Consider the following 20,000-nt stretch of genomic DNA (forward strand, 5'->3'; position numbering starts at 1 on the left):
TGTGGGTCCGGGACAACCCGGGCGACTCCCGCGCGAGCGCCATCCAGTCGGCCATCGCCGGCCAGCCGATCGCCCGCTGGTTCGGCGACGACGCCGATATCGGCGGTGTCGAACTTGTCCACCACCAGCTCGTCGATCACCTACGCCAACTCGATCAACGCCTCCCTCGGATACACCGCCGGGTTCGTGATCGACACCAGCCGCAACGGCAACGGCTCCAACGGCGAGTGGTGCAACCCGGCCGGGCGCAAGCTCGGCCCGACACCTCGAACCGGCGGCGGCGCCGACATGCTGCTGTGGATCAAGACACCGGGCGTGTCCGACGGCAAATGCGGCGTCGCGCCCACGGTGCCCGCCGGTCAGTTCAGCCCGGACCTGGCCGTTCGACTGATCAACGGCACCTGATGGCGTGGCGGTTCGCGGTGAGCACGCTGGGCCTGCCCGGCGTGCCGCTGGCCGAAGCCGCGCGGATCGCCCTCGCGCACGGCTGCGAGGGGCTGGAGATCCGCGTTCACCCCGACGAGGAGGTCCACCTCGGCATGACCTCGGCGGTCGTGCTCGACGCCGGGCTGGCAATCGCGTGCCTGGCCGGCTACGCCAAGGTGTGTGCGCCGGGGCCGGACGCGCCCGTGATCGCCGAGCTCCGGGCCTTGATCGACCTCGCGTACGAGCTCGGCGCCCCGGCGATCCGGGTGTTCCCCGGCGGTGACGGCCGGCCGCACGAGCGGATCGCCGCGGTGCTCGACGACCTGCGGGCGGCCGGGGTGCGGCTGCTGGTCGAGACCCACGATTCGCACCCGACCGGCGAGGCCGCGCGGCGCATCGTCGAACCGTTCGAGCCGGCCGACGTCGCGGTGCTGTGGGACGCGGTGCATCCGTGGCGGCATGGCGAGTCGCCGACCCGTACCCGCGAGGTGCTCGGCGAGTACCTCGGCTACTTCCAGCTCAAGGATGCCCGCGCGGCCGATCCGACACCGCTGCCGCCCGGTGACGGGGAAGTGCCGCTCGCTGAGTGCGCCGCCGTGCTCCGGGAATGGTCGGGATGGGTCTCGCTGGAGTGGGAGCGGGCCTGGTACCCGGACCTGCCGCCGGTCGAGGTCGCCCTGCGCGCTGCCGCCCGCTGGCTGCTGTGACCTGCGGTTATCCTGCTATACGCACGGTGTATACACGCAGTGTATAGTCCGATGTATGGCACAGATGACACTGGATGTCCGGGTTGTCGCCCGACCGAGGATCGCGTGGCCGGAGATCGGCGCGGTGGCGGTCGCGGTGGTGGTGATGCTGCTCGCCCTGGCCTCGCGCTACGGCTACTACCGGGACGAGCTCTACTTCCGGATGCTGAGCGAACATCCGGCCCTCGGATACGTGGACCAACCACCGCTGACACCCTGGCTGGCCGGCCTGGCGACGCATCTGTTCGGCGACACGGCGGTCGGCATCCGGGTGCCGGCGGCGCTGTGCGCGGCGGCGGCCGTGGTGCTCACCGCGATGATCGCCGCGGAGTTCGGCGGCCGCGCCCGGGCGCAGCTCATCGCCGCCCTGGGCACGGCCGGCTCGTGCTACGTCCTGCTGGTCGGTCACACGTTGCTAACGTCGAGTTTCGACCTGGTGGCCTGGGAGGTCGTGGCGCTGTTCGCGCTCAAGGCGCTGCGCAACGACAAGTGGTGGCTGTGGACCGGCGTGGCCGTCGGTCTGAGCCTCTACAACAAGTACCTGATCGCGCTGCTGTGCCTGGGCCTGCTGGTCGGCCTTGCGACCGTCGGTCCGCGCCGCGTGCTGGTGAACCGCTGGCTGTGGGCCGGCGCGGCGATCGCGCTGGTCATCGGCGCGCCGAACATCCTGTACCAGGTCACGCACGACTGGCCCCAGCTCAAGATGGCCACGGCGCTGGGCGCGGACGGCAACAGTGGCCGGAACCGGCTGTTCATGCTGCCCGGCCAGCTGGTTCTCGTCGGTCTGCCGCTGGCCCCGGTCTGGCTGGCCGGCTTGGTCGGACTGCTCCGCCGCCCGGAATGGCGTCCGGTCCGTGCGATGGGCGTGGCCTTCCTGGTGGCGTTGGCGTTGGTGTTCGTGAGCGGCGGTCGCATGGACTACTCCGCGCCGCTGCTCTTCGTGCTGCTCGCGGCCGGTGCCGTGTTGGTCGACCGGTGGATGGTGAGCCTTCGTCGCCGTCGCGTGATCGCCGCCGCGCTGCTGGTCAACCTGGGGCTGTCGGTGCTGCTCACGTTGCCGGTGCTGCCGGCATCCGTGGTGGCCAACACCCCGATTCCGCTGGCCAATGTCGAGGTGCGGGACAGCATGGGCTGGCCGGAGCTGGCCAGCCAGGTCGCCGCCGCCGTGCCGGCCGGTGAGAACACGGTGCTGCTGGCCCAGGACTACGGCGAGGCCGGCGCGCTCGCGCACTGGGGCTTGCTCGACGTCTACAGCGGTCACAACGAGCTCGCCAAGTGGCTGCCGCCGGACTCCGCGACCACGGCCGTCGCCGTCGGCATCACCCCCGATGTGCTGACCCCGGGCTTCGCGCAGTGCACCACCGTCGGCACGGTCGAGCTCGGCGCGGACGTCGGCAACCAGGCCCAGCATGCCCCGATCGTGGTGTGCAGTGGCCGGGAGTGGAGCTGGCAACAACTGTGGCCTCGCCTCGTCCACCTGGGCTGACCTGCGCATATCGGCTATACACTCAAGTTATAGACGTGGTGTATAGTGGCGAGCGCCCGGTCGGCGGGCGTGCGAGAGTTGCTCAAGACGGCAGGCAGGGGAGTCATGAGCGTGACCACACCGTCCCCGGACGGCACGCTGGCCGGCGATCGCCGAGGCGAGGCGCTGCTGCGCGGCACCGATCTGGTCAAGGCGTTCGGGCCGACGCCCGCGCTCGACCGGGCCAACCTCGCGGTCCACGCGGGGGAGGTGGTCGCGGTGATGGGCCCGTCGGGTTCCGGCAAGTCCACGCTGCTGCACTGCCTGGCCGGCATCATCGCGCCGGACGCCGGGGCCGTGCACTACGCCGGCACGGACATCGGGGCCATGTCCGACATGGAACGCAGTGCGCTGCGGCGTACCGATTTCGGCTTCGTGTTTCAGTTCGGGCAGCTGGTGCCGGAACTGTCGTGCCTGGAGAACGTGACGCTGCCGCTGCGGTTGGCCGGCGTCGCCCGGCGCGCCGCCGACGAGGCCGCGCGCGAGTGGTTGGAACGGCTGGAGGTAGCCGACGTCGCCGCGAAGCGCCCCGGCGACGTGTCCGGTGGGCAGGGGCAGCGCGTCGCCGTTGCCCGGGCGCTGGTTTCCGGGCCACGCGTGGTCTTCGCCGACGAGCCGACCGGCGCGCTCGACTCCCTCAACGGCGAGCGGGTGATGACGCTGCTCGTCTCCGCGGCCAAGGACACCGGGGCCGCGGTCGTGCTCGTCACCCATGAGCCGCGCGTCGCCGCGTATTCGGACCGGGAGGTCATCGTCCGCGACGGCCGAACCCGAGAAGTCGGGTCGATGCTGTGACGTCCACGGTGTCGCGGCCGGTCGCGCGGGACAGCTGGCTGCGCGACTTCGCGCTCGGCCTGCGGCTGGCCGTCGGCGGCGGGCGGACATCGTGGGCTCGTCTGGCCTTGGGCACCGTCGGCATCGGTCTTGCCGCCACGGTGCTGCTGCTGTTCGCCTCGGTCGGCACCATCACCACCGGCGTGAACGGCCGACTGGCCGCCCGCGCGGCCAACTCCACCGTGATCAGCGGCGTCAGTCCGACCCAGGTCCTTCAGTCCTCCACGTCGTTTAAGACCCTATCCATCGACGGGTCTTACCTCCACGGCACCGGGCCCCACTCGCCCGTGCCGCCCGGCCTCGCCGCCCTGCCCGGCCCTGCCGAAATCGTGCTGTCCCCGGCCCTTGCGCGGTTGATCGCCGAGAATCCCGAGCTGCGACAACGGTTTCCGCAGCGGGTCGTCGGTGAGATCGGCGACGCCGGCCTGCGCGGCCCCGCCGATCTGGTGTTCTATGCCGGCACCGGTCCGCTGCCCGTCGCGGGCGGACCCGGTCTGTCCACTGTGGTCACTGCGTATTCCTTCGGCCGGCCCGGGGCTTCCGGCCTCGGCGATCCGACCCTGCTGATCGTCACCGTGATCAGCAGCGTCGCCCTGCTCATCCCGATCTTCATCTTCGTCTCGGTGAGCAGCCGAATCGCCGGGGCGCAGCGGGATCGCCGGCTGGCCGCGCTGCGTCTGGTCGGCGCCGGCGACCGTCAGGTCCGGCGGATCGCCGCCGCCGAATCGCTGGTCGCCGCCGCGTTCGGACTGCTGCTCGGCACGCTCGTCTTCCTCGGGCTCCGGCAGCTCGCGCCCCGGTTCGAGCTGCTGGGCTGGAGCTTCTTCACCTCCGACGTGGTGCCGTCGGTGCCGCTCACCGTGCTGGTCGTGCTGTTGGTGCCCGTGCTCACGGTCGGCACCGTGCTGTTCGCCCTGCGCCGGGTGATCATCGAGCCCCTCGGCGTCGTCCGCGGCGGCAAGCCCGTGCGCCGCCGCGCCTGGTGGCGTCTCGCCCTGATCGTCGGCGGCATCGCCCTGCTGCTGGCCGCCCGGTCCATGCCCGCCGACGGTTGGCTCATCGCCCAGGTCACCATCGGGGCCTCAGCACTGCTCATCGGGGTGCCGGCGATTGTGCCGTGGCTGCTGGAACGTTCGGTCGACCGCATTCACGGTGGCGCTCCGTCGTGGCAGCTGGCCATCCGCCGCCTCCAGCTCGACAGCGGCACTCCGGCTCGGGTCGTCAGCGGCGTTGCCGTCGTCCTGGCTTCCGCCATCGCCATGCAGCTCATGCTGCTGTCGACGGCGATCCAGTACACGACCCCGGATTCCTCCGACAACTGGGTGACCGTCTATTCCACTGCGGCCAGCGCTTCTCGCGTGTCCGATGCGCTGGCCGCAGTGCCTGCCGCGAAGCATGTCTATCCCGTCGCCAGCATCGCCGCGTTCGCCGGCTCCTTGACCTACGACGTCACCGTGGCCCCTTGCGCCACCATCACTCTCGTGCTGCATGTCGACCATTGCGTTGACGGGCAAGGTTTCCTGGCCGGCTCCGCCGCCCAGTCCGCCCCACGGCCCGGCGACACCTGGCGGCTGGCCGCCGCCGGCTACGGCGTCGGCGCGTCGCAGACCTTGGGCTCCTTTACCGTTCCCAGCTTGCCCACCGTGACTCAGCCCGTCGCTCGCGGCGCCGGTCCGTACATTGTGGACGGTGTCGTGCTCACTCCGGCACTGGCCACCGGCCTGCCTCTGGAACGTCACACCGAGACGTGGGTGGACACCGATCCCGCCGTGCCCGACGCCACCGACCGGATCGCCACCGCCGTTGCCCCGTTGACCTGGCAGGCTTTTGTCTCCTACAGCACCAGTGATGTGGTCAACGCCGGGCAGAGCAGCTTCGCCACCGTCCGCGCCGCGCTGCTCACCGGCTCCGTCTTCACATTGTTCCTGGCCGGTATCAGCATGCTCGTGCTCACGCTTGAGCAGGTCCGCGAACGCCGCCGCCCGCTGGCCATGCTCGCCGCGGCCGGCGTTCCCCGTTCCGTGCTGGCGCGTTCGCTGCTGTGGCAGACCGCCGTTCCTGTCGTGCTCGGCGTCGTCGTCGCGGTCGGCGTCGGCATTGCCATCGCTGGTCTGGTCATTCGCCTTACCGGGCAGGCATTGCGTATCGACTGGCCGACGATCGGCATCTTCGCGGCGGTCGCGGTCGCCCTGGTGCTCCTGGTGACGGCGTGCAGTCTGCCTTTCCTGCGCGCCGCCACCCGGTTGGCCGCACTGCGTACCGAGTGACCGGTCACGCCTTGGCGAGGAGCTCCCGAATCCGGTCGGCCGAAGCCGGCGCCGGCGCCGACTCGACGAGCCACCGCATGGCGTCCTCTTGGGACAGTCCGGCCGGCGCCTCCGGGGTGTAAGCCAAGGCGTAGGCCGGCTTCCCGTTCTCGCTGCGCCAGCTGTCGGCCAGCCCGCCGACGTCAACCGCGTCGTAACCGAGCCGGTCCAGCAGCTCCACCACAGCAGCCTTCGCCGCCGCGTCGTCCCCGGCGATCGGCAGCGCACTGCGGTCGGGCGCGCCGGCCGGCCGGCCCAGCGTGGCCAGCGCCTTGAAGAAGATGTTGTTGAAGCCCTTGACCACGTGGGCCCCGACCAGGTGCCGTTGCAGCAGTCCGCTGGTGGTCAGCTCGCCGGAGTCGAGCTCGGGGATGTTCCCGTCCCGCTGCGGGTAGTAGTTCAGGGTGTCGATCACGGTCTTCCCGGCCAGCTCGGCCACCGGCAGCTGCGTGTAGGCGTGCAGCGGGATGGTGACGACCACGATGTCGCCGGCCGCGGCCGCCTCGGCGGCGGTGGCGGCGCGGGCCCGGGGGCCGAGCTCGGCGACCAGGTCGGCCAGCGTCTCCGGCCCGCGGGAGTTGCTGAGCACGACGTCGATGCCGGTGTCGACGGCCAGTCGGGCCACGGTGCTGCCGATGTTGCCGGTGCCGATGAGTGCGAGTGTCACGGTGCCCTCCAAGTGGCAGTCGAATGTCACTTCGTCCGAACCTAGCACAAGTGACAGTCGCCTGTCGGTTGCTAGAATCACCGTGTGACCCCCGAGCGGACCGCCCGCGCCGACGCCGTGCGCAACAGCGAGCGCATCCTGAGCGCCACCCGGGACGTGTTCGCCGACCTCGGCCCGGACGCCCCGCTCGAGGAGGTGGCCCGCCGGGCCGGCGTGGGCATCCGGACGCTCTACCGGCATTTCCTCCAAGGACGACCTGCTCCAGGCGGTCGTCAACCTCAACGTCACGGAGGACCTCCGCGCGGCCATCGAGCGCGCCGAGGCTGACGAGAACCCCCTGCGCGGCCTCGTCGGCCTGGTCGAGGCGACCCTCGCGCTCACCGCCCGTGACCGCAACCTCGCCACGGCGGCCACCAACTTCTGCGTCGTCAGCTGCGACGGGGCGGCCCCGCTGCGCGTCGCGCTGGGCGAGCTGACCGGCCGGGCTCAGGCGGCCGGTCTCGTCCGGGCCGATGTCACGCCGAACGACGTGCACCGGCTTTTGATGATGTTGACCAGTCTGAGCTACGTCGAGGACGGCTGGCGGCGTTACGTCGTGCTCGTGCTGGACGCCCTCTCGCCGGCCGGCGCCAGCCCGTTGCCGTCGGAGTCCTCTGTGGACTGTCGGGCCTTTCCGCTGCCCTGAAGGACGGCCAGCAGGGCGCCGGCGATCGTGATGAGCGCGCCGACGGCCTGGAGCGCGGTGAAGGACTCGCCGAGGAACACCACCGACGACACGGTGCCGAACACCGGCACGGTGAACATGCTGATGGTAGCGGTAACCGGGCCGACCGACCGCAACGCGCGGAAGTAGAACAGATAGGCGATCGCGGTCGGCCCGATGGCCAGGAACACGACAATGGCCCAAGTGGACGGTCGCACACCGGCCCAGTCCGTTGTGGACAGTGACGGGACGGCGGCCACCGCGAGGGCCAGCGCGCCGGCGCCGGTTGCGTAGGTGGTGGCCCGCAGCGGAGCCATGCCGTGCAACACCTTCTTGGAGATGATGCTGTACGCGGCCCAGCACGCGGCAGCCAGCACGTAGAGCAGATCGCCACCGATGCGCTCGCCGGAGAAGCCGCCGATGCTGATACCGACGAAGAACACCACCGCACCGGCCACGGCGGTGATCAGACCCGTGATCCTCAGTGCTGACGCCGTTTCCCGGCCTGACGCCAGTAGTGCGACGGTCGTCAGGACGGGACTGAACACCGGCACGATGAGGCTGCCGTCGACGGCCGGCGACAAGGTCAGGCCCCAGAAGAAGAAAAAGTTGTAGGCGAAGACGCCGATCAGGCCGGAGCCGCCGACGACGAGCAGATCGCGCCAGCGAAACCGCGCGCCGTCACGGCTCAGGCCGAGCAGCAGCACGAGGAACACGGCGGCGCCGCCGAAGCGCAGCAAGGCCGCCACCTCGTGCGGCACCTCGCCGACGACGACCTTGGACCCGGTGAACGCCGAGCCGAACAGGACCATGGTGATGAGCAGGTACAGGTACGGCCCGGAACGTGATTGAGCGGACATGGCAGTCATCGTGCTGCCGATCCCGGTCGCGGTCTTGTACGTTCCTGACATGGTCGGTGAATCCGAGGTTCGGGCGTGGCGCCCGGACGTGCCCGGCATCACCGAGGTGTTCCACGCCCACTTCACCCAGCACGCCTACCCGCTGCACACGCACACCGTGTGGACACTGCTGATCCTCGACGACGGCCTGCTGCGGTTCGACCTGGACCGTCATGACCACGACACCCTGCGCTCCCAGGTCCTGCTGCTGCCGCCGCACGTGCCGCACGACGGCCGGACCGCCGCGCCGCAGGGTTTCCGCAAGCGGGTCGTCTACCTGACCGAGGACGCGCTGGACGCGACGTTGATCGGCCCGGCAACCGACCGACCCAACCTGTCCGATCCGCTGTTGTGGGACAGAATCAGTCGCCTGCATGGAGTGTTGGCGCTAACAGGCGAGTCCTTCGAGGCCCAGAGCCGGCTGGCGTTGATCGTGGATCGACTGTCCACGCAGTTCCATCGGCCCGCGGTCGACGTCGCCCCGCCGCGTCGCGGCGTCGCCGACGACCTGCACGACCTGCTCGACGCCAGACTGACCTCCGGCCTCACCCTGGACGAGGCGGCCGGGCTGCTGCACACGCATCCCGCGCACCTGGTCCGCGCGTTCACCCGGCGGTTCGCCATCCCGCCGCACCTCTACCTCACCGGCCGGCGGGTGGAGATGGCCCGGCAGCTGCTGCTGTCGGGCATGCCGGCCGGCACAGTCGCGTCCGAGGTCGGTTTTTACGACCAGTCGCACCTGACTCGGCACTTCAAGCGCATGCTCGGGGTCAGTCCGTCGCGCTACGCGAAGCGCCGCTGAAGCCGTCCAGCAGGGCGTTGAGGCCGAGCCGCCAGCGGCGGTCGATGGAGTGTCTGGTGCCGCCGAGCCGGTGTGCGTTCTCGGCCTTGGCCATGCCCTCGGCGTAGACGAACAGCACCAGCGCGATATCGGTGGGGTCGCCGGTCAGCACGCCCGCCTCGACGGCCTCGCGGATGCGCCGGGTGAAGACCTTGCGCACCCGCACGCCGGCTTTCGTCTCCTCGGCGGTGGGGTCGAAGTCGGCGAACGGTCGCGCGAACATGATCTCGGCCAGCACCGGGTTGCCGACGATGAACCGGCGGAACGCCTCGGCCAGCTGCCGGACGCCGGCCAGCGGATCTGGAGCCTCCGGCAGTGCGGCGAGTTCCTCGGCCAGCAGGTGGAAGCCGTGGAAGAAGACCTCCCGCACGATGCCGGCCTTGTCGCCGAAGACCTCGTAGATCGCCGGCAGCGAGGCGTTGGCCCGGCCGGCGACCGCCCGCGTGGTCAGCCCGGCGACGCCCTCTTCGTCGAGCACGGCGAGCGCGCCGGCAAGGCCGCGTTCGCGGAGGTCTTCGGTGCGCTGCTTGACGCGGGGCATCCCGTGATCATAACACGTTACGTAACGGTGTTAGCCGCGTCTCGTATCGACGTTACGGAACAACGATACGGTATAAAGGCAGGGTGACCGCCACCGTTGTCGAGCTGCTGCACGAACGCAAGCGGCAGGGAAGTGTCCCGGGCGCCCGTCGCGATGACGCGCGTCTGGTGTTGTTGATCGAGGGCGGCAGCTCTCGCGGCGCGTACTCGAGCGGCATGACCATCGCCATCGAGCAGCTGGGCCTGCTGCCGGCCTTCGACGCCGTCTACGGCAGTTCGGCCGGCTCGCTCAACGCCGCCTGGCTGCTGTGCGGGCTGGCCGAGAAGACCCAGCACGCCTGGTGGGACCCGGAGATCATGGGCACCACGATCAACCCTCGCCGGGCGCTGCGCGGTCGGCCGATCGTCGACACGCACTACCTGGTGCACACCGTCTACACGTCGATCATGCCAATGGGTTTCCAGGACGTGCTGGACAACCCCGTCGAGTTCCACCCCATGGCCACCGACGCCCGTACCGGCCGGCCGGTCGACCTGCACGACCGGATCCACGACGCGGCCGGCCTCCAGGCCGCGTTGCGGGCGTCCACCGCCATGCCGTTCCTGGCCGGCGAGCCCATCACCATCGACGGCCGGCCGCTGATCGACTCCGGCGTCAGCGAGGGCGTTCCCGTGCGCACCGCCCTGGACCAGGGGGCCACCCACATCGTCGCCCTCCGCACGCGCCGCCTCGACGAACCCTCACTGGCCCCGTCCCGCGGCGAGCGACTGTTGCTGTCCCGCTGGTTCGCCCGCTACGCCCCCGGCGCCGTCGACCCGTGGCTGCGCCGTGCCGAACTCCGTGCCGAGGAGGAGCGGTTGCTCTCGGATCCCGCCGTGGTGTCCATCCGCCCACCGCTCGGCAGCCCTTCCGTGGGCCGAACCGAGCGACGGGCCGAGATCCTGCGCGTCGTCGTCGACACTGGACGGGCCGCGGCGATGGCCGCGTTGGGTGGGTCGGCATGAGCCGGACCCGTACGCACTCGTGGGCCGATCCGGCGGAGCTGGCGGCGCTCGCCCGCACCATGTCGGGCCTGGACTTCCTGCGCCACCTCATGGTGGCCGGCGAGGAGGCCAGGATTCCCATGGCCAGCACGCTTCCGTTCCGCATCACCGAGGTGGAGCAGGGACGGGTGGTGTTCGTCGGCGAGATCGGCGAGCACGTGTTCAACCCGATCGGCACCGTGCACGGCGGCTTCGCCGCGACGCTGATGGACGGCACCGCCGGCAGTGCGATCCACACCCTGCTCCCGGCCGGCGTCGGCTACGTCAGCATGGACCTGTCGCTGCACTACCTGCGACCGATCACTTTGGACACTGCTGGCCCGATCCACGCCATCGGCACCGCGATCAGCCGCGGCCGCCGCACCGGACTGGCCACTGTGGAGCTTCGCGACGGCGACGACCGCCTGCTGGTGCACGGAACCAGCTCCTGCATGCTGTTCGACCTCGAAGGATGACCGTGGGACAACGCACCTACAGCTGGCATGACCCGGCCGAGCTCGACAAGCTCGGGCGGGGCATGGACGGCCTTGCCTTCACCCGGCACCTACTCGCCGCCGGCGAGGACGGGCGGATGCCGGTCGCGGCCACCTACGGCTTCCGGCTGGCCGAGGTCGAGCCGGGACGCGTGGTGTTCGTGGCCGATGTCGGCGAGCACCTGTACAACCCGATCGGCGCCGTGCACGGTGGTTTCGCCGCCACGCTGTTGGACAGCGCCGCCGGCAGCGCCATCCACACCACCGTGCCGGCCGGAACCTCCTACACCACACTGAATCTGACCGTGCGCTACCTGCGCCCGATCACCGCGGACGTCGGTCCGGTCCGCGCGATCGGCATCGTGCTCAACCGCGGCCGCCGAACCGCCTTGGCCCGAGCCGAAGTACGGGACAAGGACGACCGATTGTTGGCCTACGCCACCAGCTCCTGCATGGTGTTTCCGCCCGACGCGTGATGTGCGCTTGCGGCAGGCTGGCCAGGTGACCTCCCTGCTCACGCAGCGCCTCCGGCAACGATTCGGTGGCCTAGCGACCAGGGACCAGCAGGAACCGGTCCTGAGCGTTCAGTTCCACCGCCGCCCGGCTGTACAGCAGCGGGAACGTGGTCCCGGCGGCCCAGAGCGGGGCCAGGTCGCGATAGTGCGGGCTGTCGGGATCGCCGGACTGGCCGGGAGAGTTGACGGCACGGGACGCGTCCCAGTTGCCGACGTCGAAGACCATCCGCACGGTCGGCCCGCCGGTCTGCTGGAAGTTGGTGGCCTGGAAGCCGGAGGCGTTGACGGTGGTCTCGTCGCCGCCGTGGCGGATGGGGCCGACGTTGAACCGGGCCCGGTCCTCGGCGCTGAGCAGGGGAGCCAGGGGATGTTGGAAGAGGGTGAACTGGAGATCGCCCCACTTCCACTTGGACGGATCGGCGCCGAGCAACGCGCTGGTGGCGGCGTATGCCTCGGCGAGCGAGCTGGTCAGCAGCTGATCGCGGTTGGCGGCGCCGCCGAGCCAGGTGTCGGGATGCTCCAAGGCGTCGACCAACGCCGAGTTGTTAGGGCGAACAATGAGACTCGCGGCGGCGGGCACCGCGGCCCGGAGGAGTGCGGGCCCGAGGTAGCGCTTGCGCCAGACCTCGTAGAGCGCGGCCGGCGCGGAGTCGACGCCGACGACGCCGTCCCACTGCTTGATCATCTCTGGCACGGCAAGGTCGTGCAGCAACGCGACGATTCGTTGCGCGTACAGGGAAGTCTGGTCGGTCTGTAACAGCGTCGAGTCGGCGACGGTCGACTTGGCGTTGGCCGAGAGCACGTCGGTGATGCGCTGGTAGCGGACCGCGTCGCCCCACTCGTAGCCGAGGCCCTTGTCCTGGTAGCCGGGCGGCAGGTTCATCTGGTTAGCGGTAACAACCAAGCCACTGGCCGGATTGAGCGAGCGGGGCAGGTCGTCGCCGGTGAAGAAACCAGACCACTCGTAGCGGCCGTCGCCGGGCACGGGGAACAGCCCGTCGTACCCGATGCGCTTGGGTGTCAACCCGCCGGGAGCCCAGCCGATGTTGCCCCGCGTGTCGGCGTAGGCCTGGTTCTCCGACGGCGTGCCCCAGCCCCGCATGGCCTCGGTGAACTGAGTGAAATTCTTTGTGCGCAACAGCTTCAGGCTTTGCAGGTACGGCGCGGTCCCGGGCTGCGACCAGACCGTGCGGATGGCATAGGCGGTGTGGTGAACGGCATCGACCTTGATCACCGGGCCGTGCCGGGTGTACTGCTCGGTCACGGTTCGAGTCTGGCCGCCGGCAACCGGGATCCGCTCGGTCACCTGGGTCATCCGCTCCCAGCCGTCGCCGTAGCGGTACCGGGTCGGGTCGTTCGGGTCCAGCTGGTAGACGTACAGGTCCTCCTGGTCGGTCGGGAACACGGTCAGCCCGAACGCGATGGAGTCGGTGTGCCCCAACGAGATCCCCGGCTGCGACGGCTCGCCGGCCCCGATCGCGTCCAGCCCGGGCGCGGACAGCTGCACGAGGTAGCGCAGCGACGGCTCGCCGTAGGCCCGGTGCGGGTCGTTGGCCAGGATCGGCCGGCCGGTCGCGGTCCGGCTGGGCGAGATCGCCCAGTTGTTGCTGCCCTCGGTGAAGTCGGGGGTCTCGGCCGTCAGCGCCTGCACGCTGGTGCCGGTGAACGCGACCGGCTGCGTGGCCAGCTGGTAGGTGCGCAGCACGTCGGCTGGCAGCGAGCACGGGTCGAAGCCGGCCGGCACCGTCTCCTCGTGGGCCGGCTCCAACGGCACACGCAGACGATCCGCTTGCGCCCCACCGGCGCACGCCACCTGCGACCGGGCGACCTCGCTCGCGGCGTTGCCGATCAGGCCGTTGCTGCGGATCCGTACGATGTCCTCAGGACTCCAGTGCGACGGCGTATAGCCCAGTTTCCGGAATTCTGCCGGCATTTCCGTCGGATGCTGGGCCAACCAGTCGACATAGGCGTTGATACCGGCGGTGAACTGGGTCGCGGCCAGCCGAGCGTCGGGGCCGTAGCTGTTCCACTCGGCGGTCATGTCGCCTCGGTACAGGAACAGTCGCGCCGCCGTGTCCTGGTCCACATAGGACGGACCGAGCACCTCGGACAGCAGGCCGAGTCCGCGTCGCCGAGCCAGATCGATCTGGAACAGCCGGTCCTTGGCGACGTTGAAACCCTGGGCCAGGAACAGATCCGCGGTGTTCCGGGCGAACAGGTGCGGCACGCCCCACCGGTCGTCGATCAGCTGCACCGGCTCCCGCAACCCGGGCACGGTGATCACCGAGTCGGCGGCCGCGGGCGTGACCACGCCGAGCGCGGTGGTCAGCACGGCCGTGAGGACGAGCAAGCGGCGCATTGTCCCTCCGAGGTCCGGCGGCAAATGCGAGCGTGCCACCGAGAGCCGCGCCGGTTCAACGAATTGCGTTTTCGGGCGGCCCCTTCGGGCAGCGGTGTGGCAGGATGGGTGCGCTGCGACAACCATCCGGGAGAGAACGTGTCCTTGCGCTTCACGGTGTTCGGGGGAGTGCGCGCGTTCGACGGCGACGACGAGGTTGACGTCGGCCACGCCCGCCAGCGGCACGTGCTGGCGGCGCTGGTGGTGGACGCGGGCCGGAGCGTGCCGGCCGACGCGCTGGTCGACCGGGTCTGGGGCGAGCGGCCGCCGCGCCTGGCCCGCGGCACGCTGCACAGCTACTTCTCCCGGCTGCGGTCGGTCGGGGTGCCGGTGGTCGCGGAGCGCGGCGGCTACTTCGTCGACATCGCCCCGGAATCGGTTGACGCCAACGAGTTCCGGGACCTGATCGACGCGGCAGCCGACGCCCGGGACGACCAGGCGGCGGCAGTGTTGCTCCGCCGGGCGCTGGAGCTGTCGGCCGAGGAGGCGCTGCCCGGCGTCGACTCGGAGTGGGCGGTGCTGCTGCGTGAGGAGTTCGCGCGTCTCCGGTTCACGGCCCGGCTCGACCTCAACGACATCGAGCTGCGCCGCCGCCGGCACAGCCAGATCCTGCCGCAGTTGGAAGAGCTGCTCGCGGTGTATCCGCTGGACGAGCGGCTGAGCGGGCAGACCATGCTGGCCCTGTACCGGGCCGGCCGGCAGGCCAAGGCGATCGCCGAGCACGGCCGTATCCGCACCCGGCTGGCCACCGAGCTCGGCGTGGACCCGAGCCCCCAGTTGCAGGCCATCTACCAGCAGATACTCACCGGCGAGGCGGACATCGCCGCCGCGGTCGCGGTGCCACGCCAGCTGCCGACCGCGGCGCCGTCCTTCGTCGGCCGGGCCGACCTGCTGGCCCAGTTGGACGAGCTGAGGGCCGGCGGCACGCGGGTCCTGTCCGGGATCGGCGGGGTCGGCAAGACGTGGCTGGCGTTGCAGTGGGCCGGCCGCAACCTCGAGCACTTTCCCGACGGCCAGCTGTACGTCGACCTGCACGGATTCGGTCCGGGCGAGCCGATGTCGCCCGACGCCGCCCTGCTCGGCTTCCTCCAGGGGCTCGGCGTGGACAGCGCGGTGATCCCGGCCGACCGCCAGTCGCGGGCCGCGCTCTACCGCAGCACGACCGCCGGCCGTCGGCTGTTGGTGGTGCTGGACAACGCCGGCGACACCGCACAGGTCGCGCCGCTGCTGCCCGGCGGCGGCTCCGCGCTGGTCACCAGCCGGAACCGGCTCGCCGGGCTCGTCACCTCGCACGGGGCGCGGCCGGTTCTCGTGGACGTGCTGGATGACGCCGAAGCCCGGGATCTCTTTGTGCGGCAGCTGGATTCCCCGCGGCTGTCGGAGCCCGCCCTTGACGACCTGGTCGAGCATTGCGCCGGATTGCCGCTGGCGTTGGGGATCGTGGCCGCGAGAGCCGTCACGCAGCCGGATCTGCCGTTGTCCGAGCTGGCCGACGAGCTGCGCGACCAAGCGTCCCGATTGGACGGTCTGGATTCCGGCGAGATCGACCTGAGCCTGCGGGCGGTGTTCTCGTCCAGCCTGCGCTCGCTGCCGCCGGATGCGGTCGAGCTGTTCACCCTGCTCGGCTCCGCGCCCGGCCCGGACATCAGCGTGGCCGCCGCGGCGGCGCTGGCCGGCGTCAAGATCCCGGCGGTACGAAACCTGTTGCGCCAGTTGGAGAACGCCAGCCTGATCGCCCGCACGCCCCATCATCGGTACCGTATGCACGACCTGGTTCGGTTGCACGCGCGGGAACTGTCGTCCCCGAACCTGTCGACGGCCTTGCTCCGGGTCTTCGACTTCTACCGGCTGAGCGTGTGGCGAGCCGACCTGGCGATGCGGCCAACCGCCACGCTGACAGCGCTGGAGCCCTTGACGTCCGGCGTCGAGCCGGCCGAACCGTCCACATTGGACGAAGCGGTGGCCTGGTTCGACGCCGAGCACGACTGCCTGCTGGCCGCCGCCGAGCTGGCGGCCGACCACGACTGGTGCCAGCCGCTGGTCGACCTGCTGCTCAAGTCCACCGATTTCCGCGTGCGCCGTGGCCGGTGCGCCGAATGGCTCGACCTCGGCCGGCGAGCCATCGTCGTGGCCGACCGGGCCGGCGACGACCTGGCGGCGCTCAAGACCCGCCGGCTGTTCGCCAGCGACGCCATCCTCGGCGGCACGCCGGCGTCCGCGGTGGAGGTGCTGGACGAGGCGTTGGCCACGGCCGAACGGCTCGGCGACACCGTCGAGATCGCGCACACCCAGCACGTGCTGGCCGGCGCCTGGGAGTACCTGGGCGACGACAAGAAGTCAGTCGAGCACAACCTGAAGGCCCTGGCGTTGGCCGATCCCGACGAGCATCCGCTGTTCTTCTGCCGCGTGTCCACTGCGCTGGCGCACTGCCGTGGTCGCCTCGGTGCGATGGACGAGGCAGCGGCCGACCTGGCGCGCTCGGTGGCCGTCGCCCGCGAGCACGAACTGGTCAGCGAGGAGGCCAATGCCGTCGGCCATCTCGCCTGGCTCGACCGCGAGCGCGGCGATCTGGCTGGCGCGCTGACGCGGTACGAGTGGGTGGTCGACACCGCGACCCGGATCGGCAACATCTCGCTGGCCGCGTCCTACCTGGCGTTCGTCGGGGAGTGCCGGCGGGATCTCGGCGACGTCGAGCAGGCCCGCGCGGCCTGGTCGCGGGGCCTCGACCTGTACCGGACCCTGCCGAAGGACGGGTTCTCGGCCATCATGACGGACGGCCTGGCCACCCTGCCTAGCGAATCCTGAACCGCCGCATCATCTTCAGCCCGGACAGCATGCTCGTCACGTACTTGTCCGGGTCCTGGCCGGGCCGTGGGCCCATGACCTGCTTCTTCAGCACAGCCATGTTCTGCACGTCGGTGTACTTGAGCAGGCCCTGATCGCCGTGCCGGGCCCCGACACCGGACTTCTTGAACCCGCCGGACGGTGTGCCCTTGGCCGCGTAGGCGGTGGCCAGGATGTCGTTGATGTTGACGTTGCCGGACTCGATGCGGGCGGCGACCGCCCGGGCGGCGGTGATGTCGCTGCCCCAGACCGAGGCGTTGAGGCCGTAGTCGGTGTCGTTGGCCAACGCGACGGCCTCATCGACCGTGCGGTACTTGTGCAGCGCGACCACGGGTCCGAAGGTCTCCGTGACCCCGCAGAGCATGTCCTTGGTGACGCCTTCGAGGATCGTCGGCTCGAAGAAAGCCGGACCGAGATCGGGGCGAGGCTTGCCGCCGCACAGCACGGTCGCGCCCTTGGCCACGGCATCGTCCACATGGGACATGACCCGCTTCATGTGCTCCACGGAGACCAGCGAGCCCATCTCCGGGCCGAACTCGTAGGCGGCGCGGACGTCCAGGCTTTGCGCCTTGGCCACGTAGGCGGTCTTGAACTCGTCGTAGCGGGACTCCGGCAGGTAGATGCGCTCGATGTGCATGCAGATCTGGCCGGTGTTGCCGAAGGCGCCGAAGATCGCTCCCTGCACGGCCGCGTCCAGGTCGGCGTCGGCCAGCACGATCATCGGGTTCTTGCCGCCGAGCTCGAGGCAGCAGCCGATCAGGTTGCGGCCGGCCCGCTCGCCGATCACCTTGCCGGTGGCCGTCGATCCCGTGAACATGACGTAGTCGGCGTTGTCGATGAGGGTCGGGCCGACGTCCGGCCCCTCGCCGCAGACCACCTGGAACAGGCCTTCCGGCAGGCCGGCTTCTTCCAGCAGCTGGATGCCGTACAGCGGCGAGAGCGCCGTCTTGTTGTCCGGCTTGAGCACCACGCCGTTGCCGGCCATCAGTGCCGGGATCGCGTCGGAAATGCCGGTGGCGAAGGGGAAGTTCCACGGCGCGATGATGCCGACGACACCCTTGGGCTGGCGGATCTCGGTCGACGAGGTCAGCATCGGCACCGGGCCGCCGCGCTTGGTCGGCGCCAGCAACTTGGCCGCGCGCTTGAGGTAGTGGCTCATGACCATCGGCGGGTCGCACGTTTCCTCGATGGCCATCAGCCGGTTCTTGCCGCTCTCCACCTGGATGAGGTCGGTGACCGTGCGGGCGTTGTCGACGAAGAGCGTGTGCGCCCGCTTGAACACCGCAAGCCGGTCCTTGATCGATGTTAGCGCCCACTGTCGTTGCGCCGCACGGGATTTCGCGAACGCCTGCTCGATGTCGTCCGGCGTGGACTGCGGCAGTTCGACCAGCAGTTCGCCGGTGTAGACCTCGGTGAGCCGCCAGGGACTGCCGCCCGGCACGCGGGCGATGAGCTGCTGGAGGAAGGCGTCGGTGACGGACGCGGGGCGGGTGAGCTGGACCGGGGTCAGGGTCATGATCCGCTCCCGAGTACGAGTCGCGCGCCCATCTCGCCGATCATGATGCAGGGCGCGTTGGTGTTGCCGCCGGTGATCGACGGCATGATCGAGGCGTCGCACACCCGCAACCCGTCGATGCCCCGCACCTTGAGGTCCGGGCTCACGACCGCGAGTTCATCCACGCCCATCCGGCACGTGCCGACGCCGTGGTAGACCGAGGTCGCGCGATTGAGGATCGCGTCCCGCAACTCCTGACCCTTGAGCTTGATGCCGGGGTGGATCTCCTCCTTGACCGCGCCGTTGAACGCCGCCGAGGCCATGATCTCCCGGACCATCTCGCTGCCCTCGGCCAGCACGTCGAGATCGGCCGAGTCGGCCAGGTACTGGAAGTCGATCAGCGGTGTCTCGGTCGGGTCGGCCGAGGCCAGCCGCAGCGTGCCGCGGCTGCGCGGGTAGATCAGCGTGGTCAGCACGGTCAGGGCCGGGCGCTTGTCGACGTCGTGCCGGATCGGCGCGTCCTGGTTGGGCGAGACGTAGGCCCAGGGCAGGACCTGGAGTTGCAGGTCGGGGATGCCGTCGGCCTGGGAGGTCTTGAGGAAGGCCACCGCCTCGAAGACCGTGTTGGCCAGGAAGGTCCTGCCCGGGCGCAGCATCTCCTCGACCATGCCGCGCGCGTAGTACGAGCCGGTGCCGCGGTTGCGGCTGGTGGTGACGTTGAAGGTCAGGGCGTGGAACATGTGGTCGTGCAGGTTGTCGCCGACCGGGAGGTCGGCGAGCACCGGGATGCCGTGTTCCCGCAGGTGGTCGGCGTGGCCGACGCCGGAGAGCATCAGCAGCTGGGCCGACCCGATGAAGCCGGCGGCCAGGATGACCTCCTTGCCCGCGCGGACGATACGCCGCGTGCCGTCGGCGTCGGTGACCTCGACCGCCGTCGCGCGGCCGTTCTCGATGATCACCTTCCTGGCCAGCACCCGCGACTGGAGTTCCAGCGTCGGGGGCGCGAGGTGGTGCAGGTAGCCGCGGGAGGCGCTGTAGCGCAGGCCGTGATCGGCGTTCTGCTGCATGCGGCTGACGCCTTCTTGCGACTCCGCGTTGTAGTCGTCCAGGATCGGGCAGCCCAGCGCGTCCGCCGTGGCCTGCACGAACTGGAGCGACGCCTCTTGCGGCGTGGTGCTCCGGGTGATGTGGATCGGGCCGCCCGCTCCTCGGAACGCCGTCTCGCCGTCCTCGAAGTCCTCCATGCGTTTGTAGGCCGCGTTCACGCTGTCCGCGTCCCAGCCCGTGTTGCCTTCGGCCGCCCAGTCGTCGAAGTTCGCCCGGTTGCCTCGGACATAGACCATGCCGTTGATCGAGCTGCTGCCGCCCACCACCTTGCCCCGCGGCACCGGCATCCGGCGATCGAGAACGTGTTTCTGCGGCACCGAGTAGTAGCCCCAGTCCACCAGCCGCTTCAGCTGCGGCACCGCGTGCATCGGGCCGACCAGCCCCGGCTTCTTGACCAGCAGCTGCTCGTCGCTCTTGCCCGCTTCCAGCACGATCACGCTGGCCCCCGACTCGGCCAGCCGGCCCGCGATGGCCGCCCCCGAGCTGCCGGAGCCCACCACCACGTAGTCGGCCTCGTCCCGCCGCGCCGCCTGCTTCGCCATCAGCCGCTCCTAGCCCGCCGCCCAAAACTGGAACGTGTTCTAGTCTGTCGGCCACCGTATTGCGTACCCACCCGGTTTCGCAACGGTTACCTGCG

At 70.3% G+C, this 20,000-nt stretch carries 18 protein-coding genes; 12 read left to right on the top strand and 6 right to left on the bottom strand.

All coding sequences use genetic code 11. From position 1 onward, the window contains the following. Positions 1–114 precede the first annotated feature (114 nt). From M3Q35_RS07350 to M3Q35_RS07370, 5 genes are all read left to right on the top strand, one after another. A complete protein-coding gene (locus M3Q35_RS07350) occupies positions 115–405 on the top strand; it encodes a glycoside hydrolase family 6 protein (RefSeq protein ID WP_273940891.1) in 291 nt (96 codons plus the stop codon). Next, a complete protein-coding gene (locus M3Q35_RS07355) occupies positions 405–1,133 on the top strand; it encodes a sugar phosphate isomerase/epimerase family protein (protein WP_273940892.1) in 729 nt (242 codons plus the stop codon). Before M3Q35_RS07350 ends, M3Q35_RS07355 begins: the two co-directional genes overlap by 1 nt. Positions 1,134–1,188: 55 nt before the next feature. Beyond that, the gene (locus M3Q35_RS07360; protein WP_273940893.1) at positions 1,189–2,658 is read left to right on the top strand and encodes a glycosyltransferase family 39 protein; all 1,470 of its coding nucleotides are present in this window, start codon (positions 1,189–1,191) and stop codon (positions 2,656–2,658) included. A 111-nt stretch (positions 2,659–2,769) separates the two neighbouring features. Next, positions 2,770–3,492 (top strand): ABC transporter ATP-binding protein, encoded by a 723-nt coding sequence (locus M3Q35_RS07365; protein ID WP_379793992.1) that lies wholly within the window; start codon positions 2,770–2,772, stop codon positions 3,490–3,492. Further along, a complete protein-coding gene (locus tag M3Q35_RS07370) occupies positions 3,489–5,798 on the top strand; it encodes an FtsX-like permease family protein (protein ID WP_273940894.1) in 2,310 nt (769 codons plus the stop codon). Before M3Q35_RS07365 ends, M3Q35_RS07370 begins: the two co-directional genes overlap by 4 nt. Positions 5,799–5,802: 4 nt before the next feature. Here M3Q35_RS07370 and M3Q35_RS07375 read toward each other — a convergent pair whose 3' ends face one another. Continuing rightward, positions 5,803–6,504: an NADPH-dependent F420 reductase gene (locus M3Q35_RS07375; protein WP_273940895.1), complete on the bottom strand. Its 702-nt coding sequence runs from the start codon at positions 6,502–6,504 to the stop codon at positions 5,803–5,805. A gap of 84 nt (positions 6,505–6,588) precedes the next feature. Between M3Q35_RS07375 and M3Q35_RS07380 the strand changes: the two genes are divergently transcribed. Together M3Q35_RS07380 and M3Q35_RS48770 are read left to right on the top strand one after the other, a co-directional pair. After that, on the top strand, positions 6,589–6,831 hold the full coding sequence (locus M3Q35_RS07380; RefSeq protein WP_273940896.1) for a helix-turn-helix domain-containing protein: 243 nt from the start codon (positions 6,589–6,591) through the stop codon (positions 6,829–6,831). 145 nt (positions 6,832–6,976) lie between these two features. Next, positions 6,977–7,189 (top strand): hypothetical protein, encoded by a 213-nt coding sequence (locus M3Q35_RS48770; RefSeq protein ID WP_420704771.1) that lies wholly within the window; start codon positions 6,977–6,979, stop codon positions 7,187–7,189. On the opposite strand, the gene M3Q35_RS07385 is transcribed toward M3Q35_RS48770, so the two are convergent. Continuing rightward, positions 7,093–8,067 (bottom strand): DMT family transporter, encoded by a 975-nt coding sequence (locus M3Q35_RS07385; protein ID WP_273940897.1) that lies wholly within the window; start codon positions 8,065–8,067, stop codon positions 7,093–7,095. The two genes, M3Q35_RS48770 and M3Q35_RS07385, sit on opposite strands and share 97 nt — an antisense overlap. 49 nt (positions 8,068–8,116) lie before the next feature. Here M3Q35_RS07385 and M3Q35_RS07390 point away from each other — a divergent pair, with 49 nt between their 5' ends. Beyond that, positions 8,117–8,908 (top strand): helix-turn-helix transcriptional regulator, encoded by a 792-nt coding sequence (locus M3Q35_RS07390; RefSeq protein ID WP_273944280.1) that lies wholly within the window; start codon positions 8,117–8,119, stop codon positions 8,906–8,908. Here the strand turns inward: M3Q35_RS07390 and M3Q35_RS07395 are convergent. Beyond that, on the bottom strand, positions 8,877–9,488 hold the full coding sequence (locus M3Q35_RS07395; protein ID WP_273940898.1) for a TetR/AcrR family transcriptional regulator: 612 nt from the start codon (positions 9,486–9,488) through the stop codon (positions 8,877–8,879). The two genes, M3Q35_RS07390 and M3Q35_RS07395, sit on opposite strands and share 32 nt — an antisense overlap. An 83-nt stretch (positions 9,489–9,571) precedes the next feature. On the opposite strand from M3Q35_RS07395, the gene M3Q35_RS07400 reads away from it, so the two are divergent. Genes M3Q35_RS07400 through M3Q35_RS07410 form a run of 3 tightly spaced genes read left to right on the top strand, consistent with a single transcriptional unit; the run spans position 9,572 to position 11,480 of the window. Next, positions 9,572–10,492, top strand: a complete 921-nt coding sequence (locus tag M3Q35_RS07400; protein ID WP_273940899.1) for a patatin-like phospholipase family protein — start codon at positions 9,572–9,574, stop codon at positions 10,490–10,492. Next, the gene (locus tag M3Q35_RS07405) at positions 10,489–10,986 is read left to right on the top strand and encodes a PaaI family thioesterase (RefSeq protein ID WP_273940900.1); all 498 of its coding nucleotides are present in this window, start codon (positions 10,489–10,491) and stop codon (positions 10,984–10,986) included. The genes M3Q35_RS07400 and M3Q35_RS07405 overlap by 4 nt, the downstream gene beginning before the upstream one ends. Positions 10,987–10,988: 2 nt before the next feature. After that, entirely contained in the window at positions 10,989–11,480 is a 492-nt protein-coding gene (locus tag M3Q35_RS07410; RefSeq protein ID WP_273940901.1) for a PaaI family thioesterase, read from the top strand. Positions 11,481–11,550: 70 nt separating this feature from the next. Here the strand turns inward: M3Q35_RS07410 and M3Q35_RS07415 are convergent, their stop codons facing one another. Further along, entirely contained in the window at positions 11,551–13,878 is a 2,328-nt protein-coding gene (locus M3Q35_RS07415) for a penicillin acylase family protein (RefSeq protein WP_273940902.1), read from the bottom strand. Positions 13,879–14,016: 138 nt separating this feature from the next. Between M3Q35_RS07415 and M3Q35_RS07420 the strand changes: the two genes are divergently transcribed. Next, complete coding sequence (locus tag M3Q35_RS07420; RefSeq protein ID WP_273940903.1) at positions 14,017–16,722, top strand: AfsR/SARP family transcriptional regulator; 2,706 nt, start codon at positions 14,017–14,019, stop codon at positions 16,720–16,722. Here M3Q35_RS07420 and M3Q35_RS07425 read toward each other — a convergent pair. Continuing rightward, positions 16,709–18,277 (bottom strand): succinic semialdehyde dehydrogenase, encoded by a 1,569-nt coding sequence (locus tag M3Q35_RS07425; RefSeq protein WP_273940904.1) that lies wholly within the window; start codon positions 18,275–18,277, stop codon positions 16,709–16,711. The genes M3Q35_RS07420 and M3Q35_RS07425 overlap by 14 nt on opposite strands. Then, a complete protein-coding gene (locus M3Q35_RS07430) occupies positions 18,274–19,905 on the bottom strand; it encodes a GMC family oxidoreductase (RefSeq protein ID WP_273940905.1) in 1,632 nt (543 codons plus the stop codon). Before M3Q35_RS07430 ends, M3Q35_RS07425 begins: the two co-directional genes overlap by 4 nt. Positions 19,906–20,000 lie beyond the last annotated feature (95 nt).

The sequence above is a fragment of the Kutzneria chonburiensis genome (genome assembly GCF_028622115.1).
In the GTDB taxonomy this organism is placed as follows: Bacteria; Actinomycetota; Actinomycetes; order Mycobacteriales; family Pseudonocardiaceae; genus Kutzneria; species Kutzneria chonburiensis.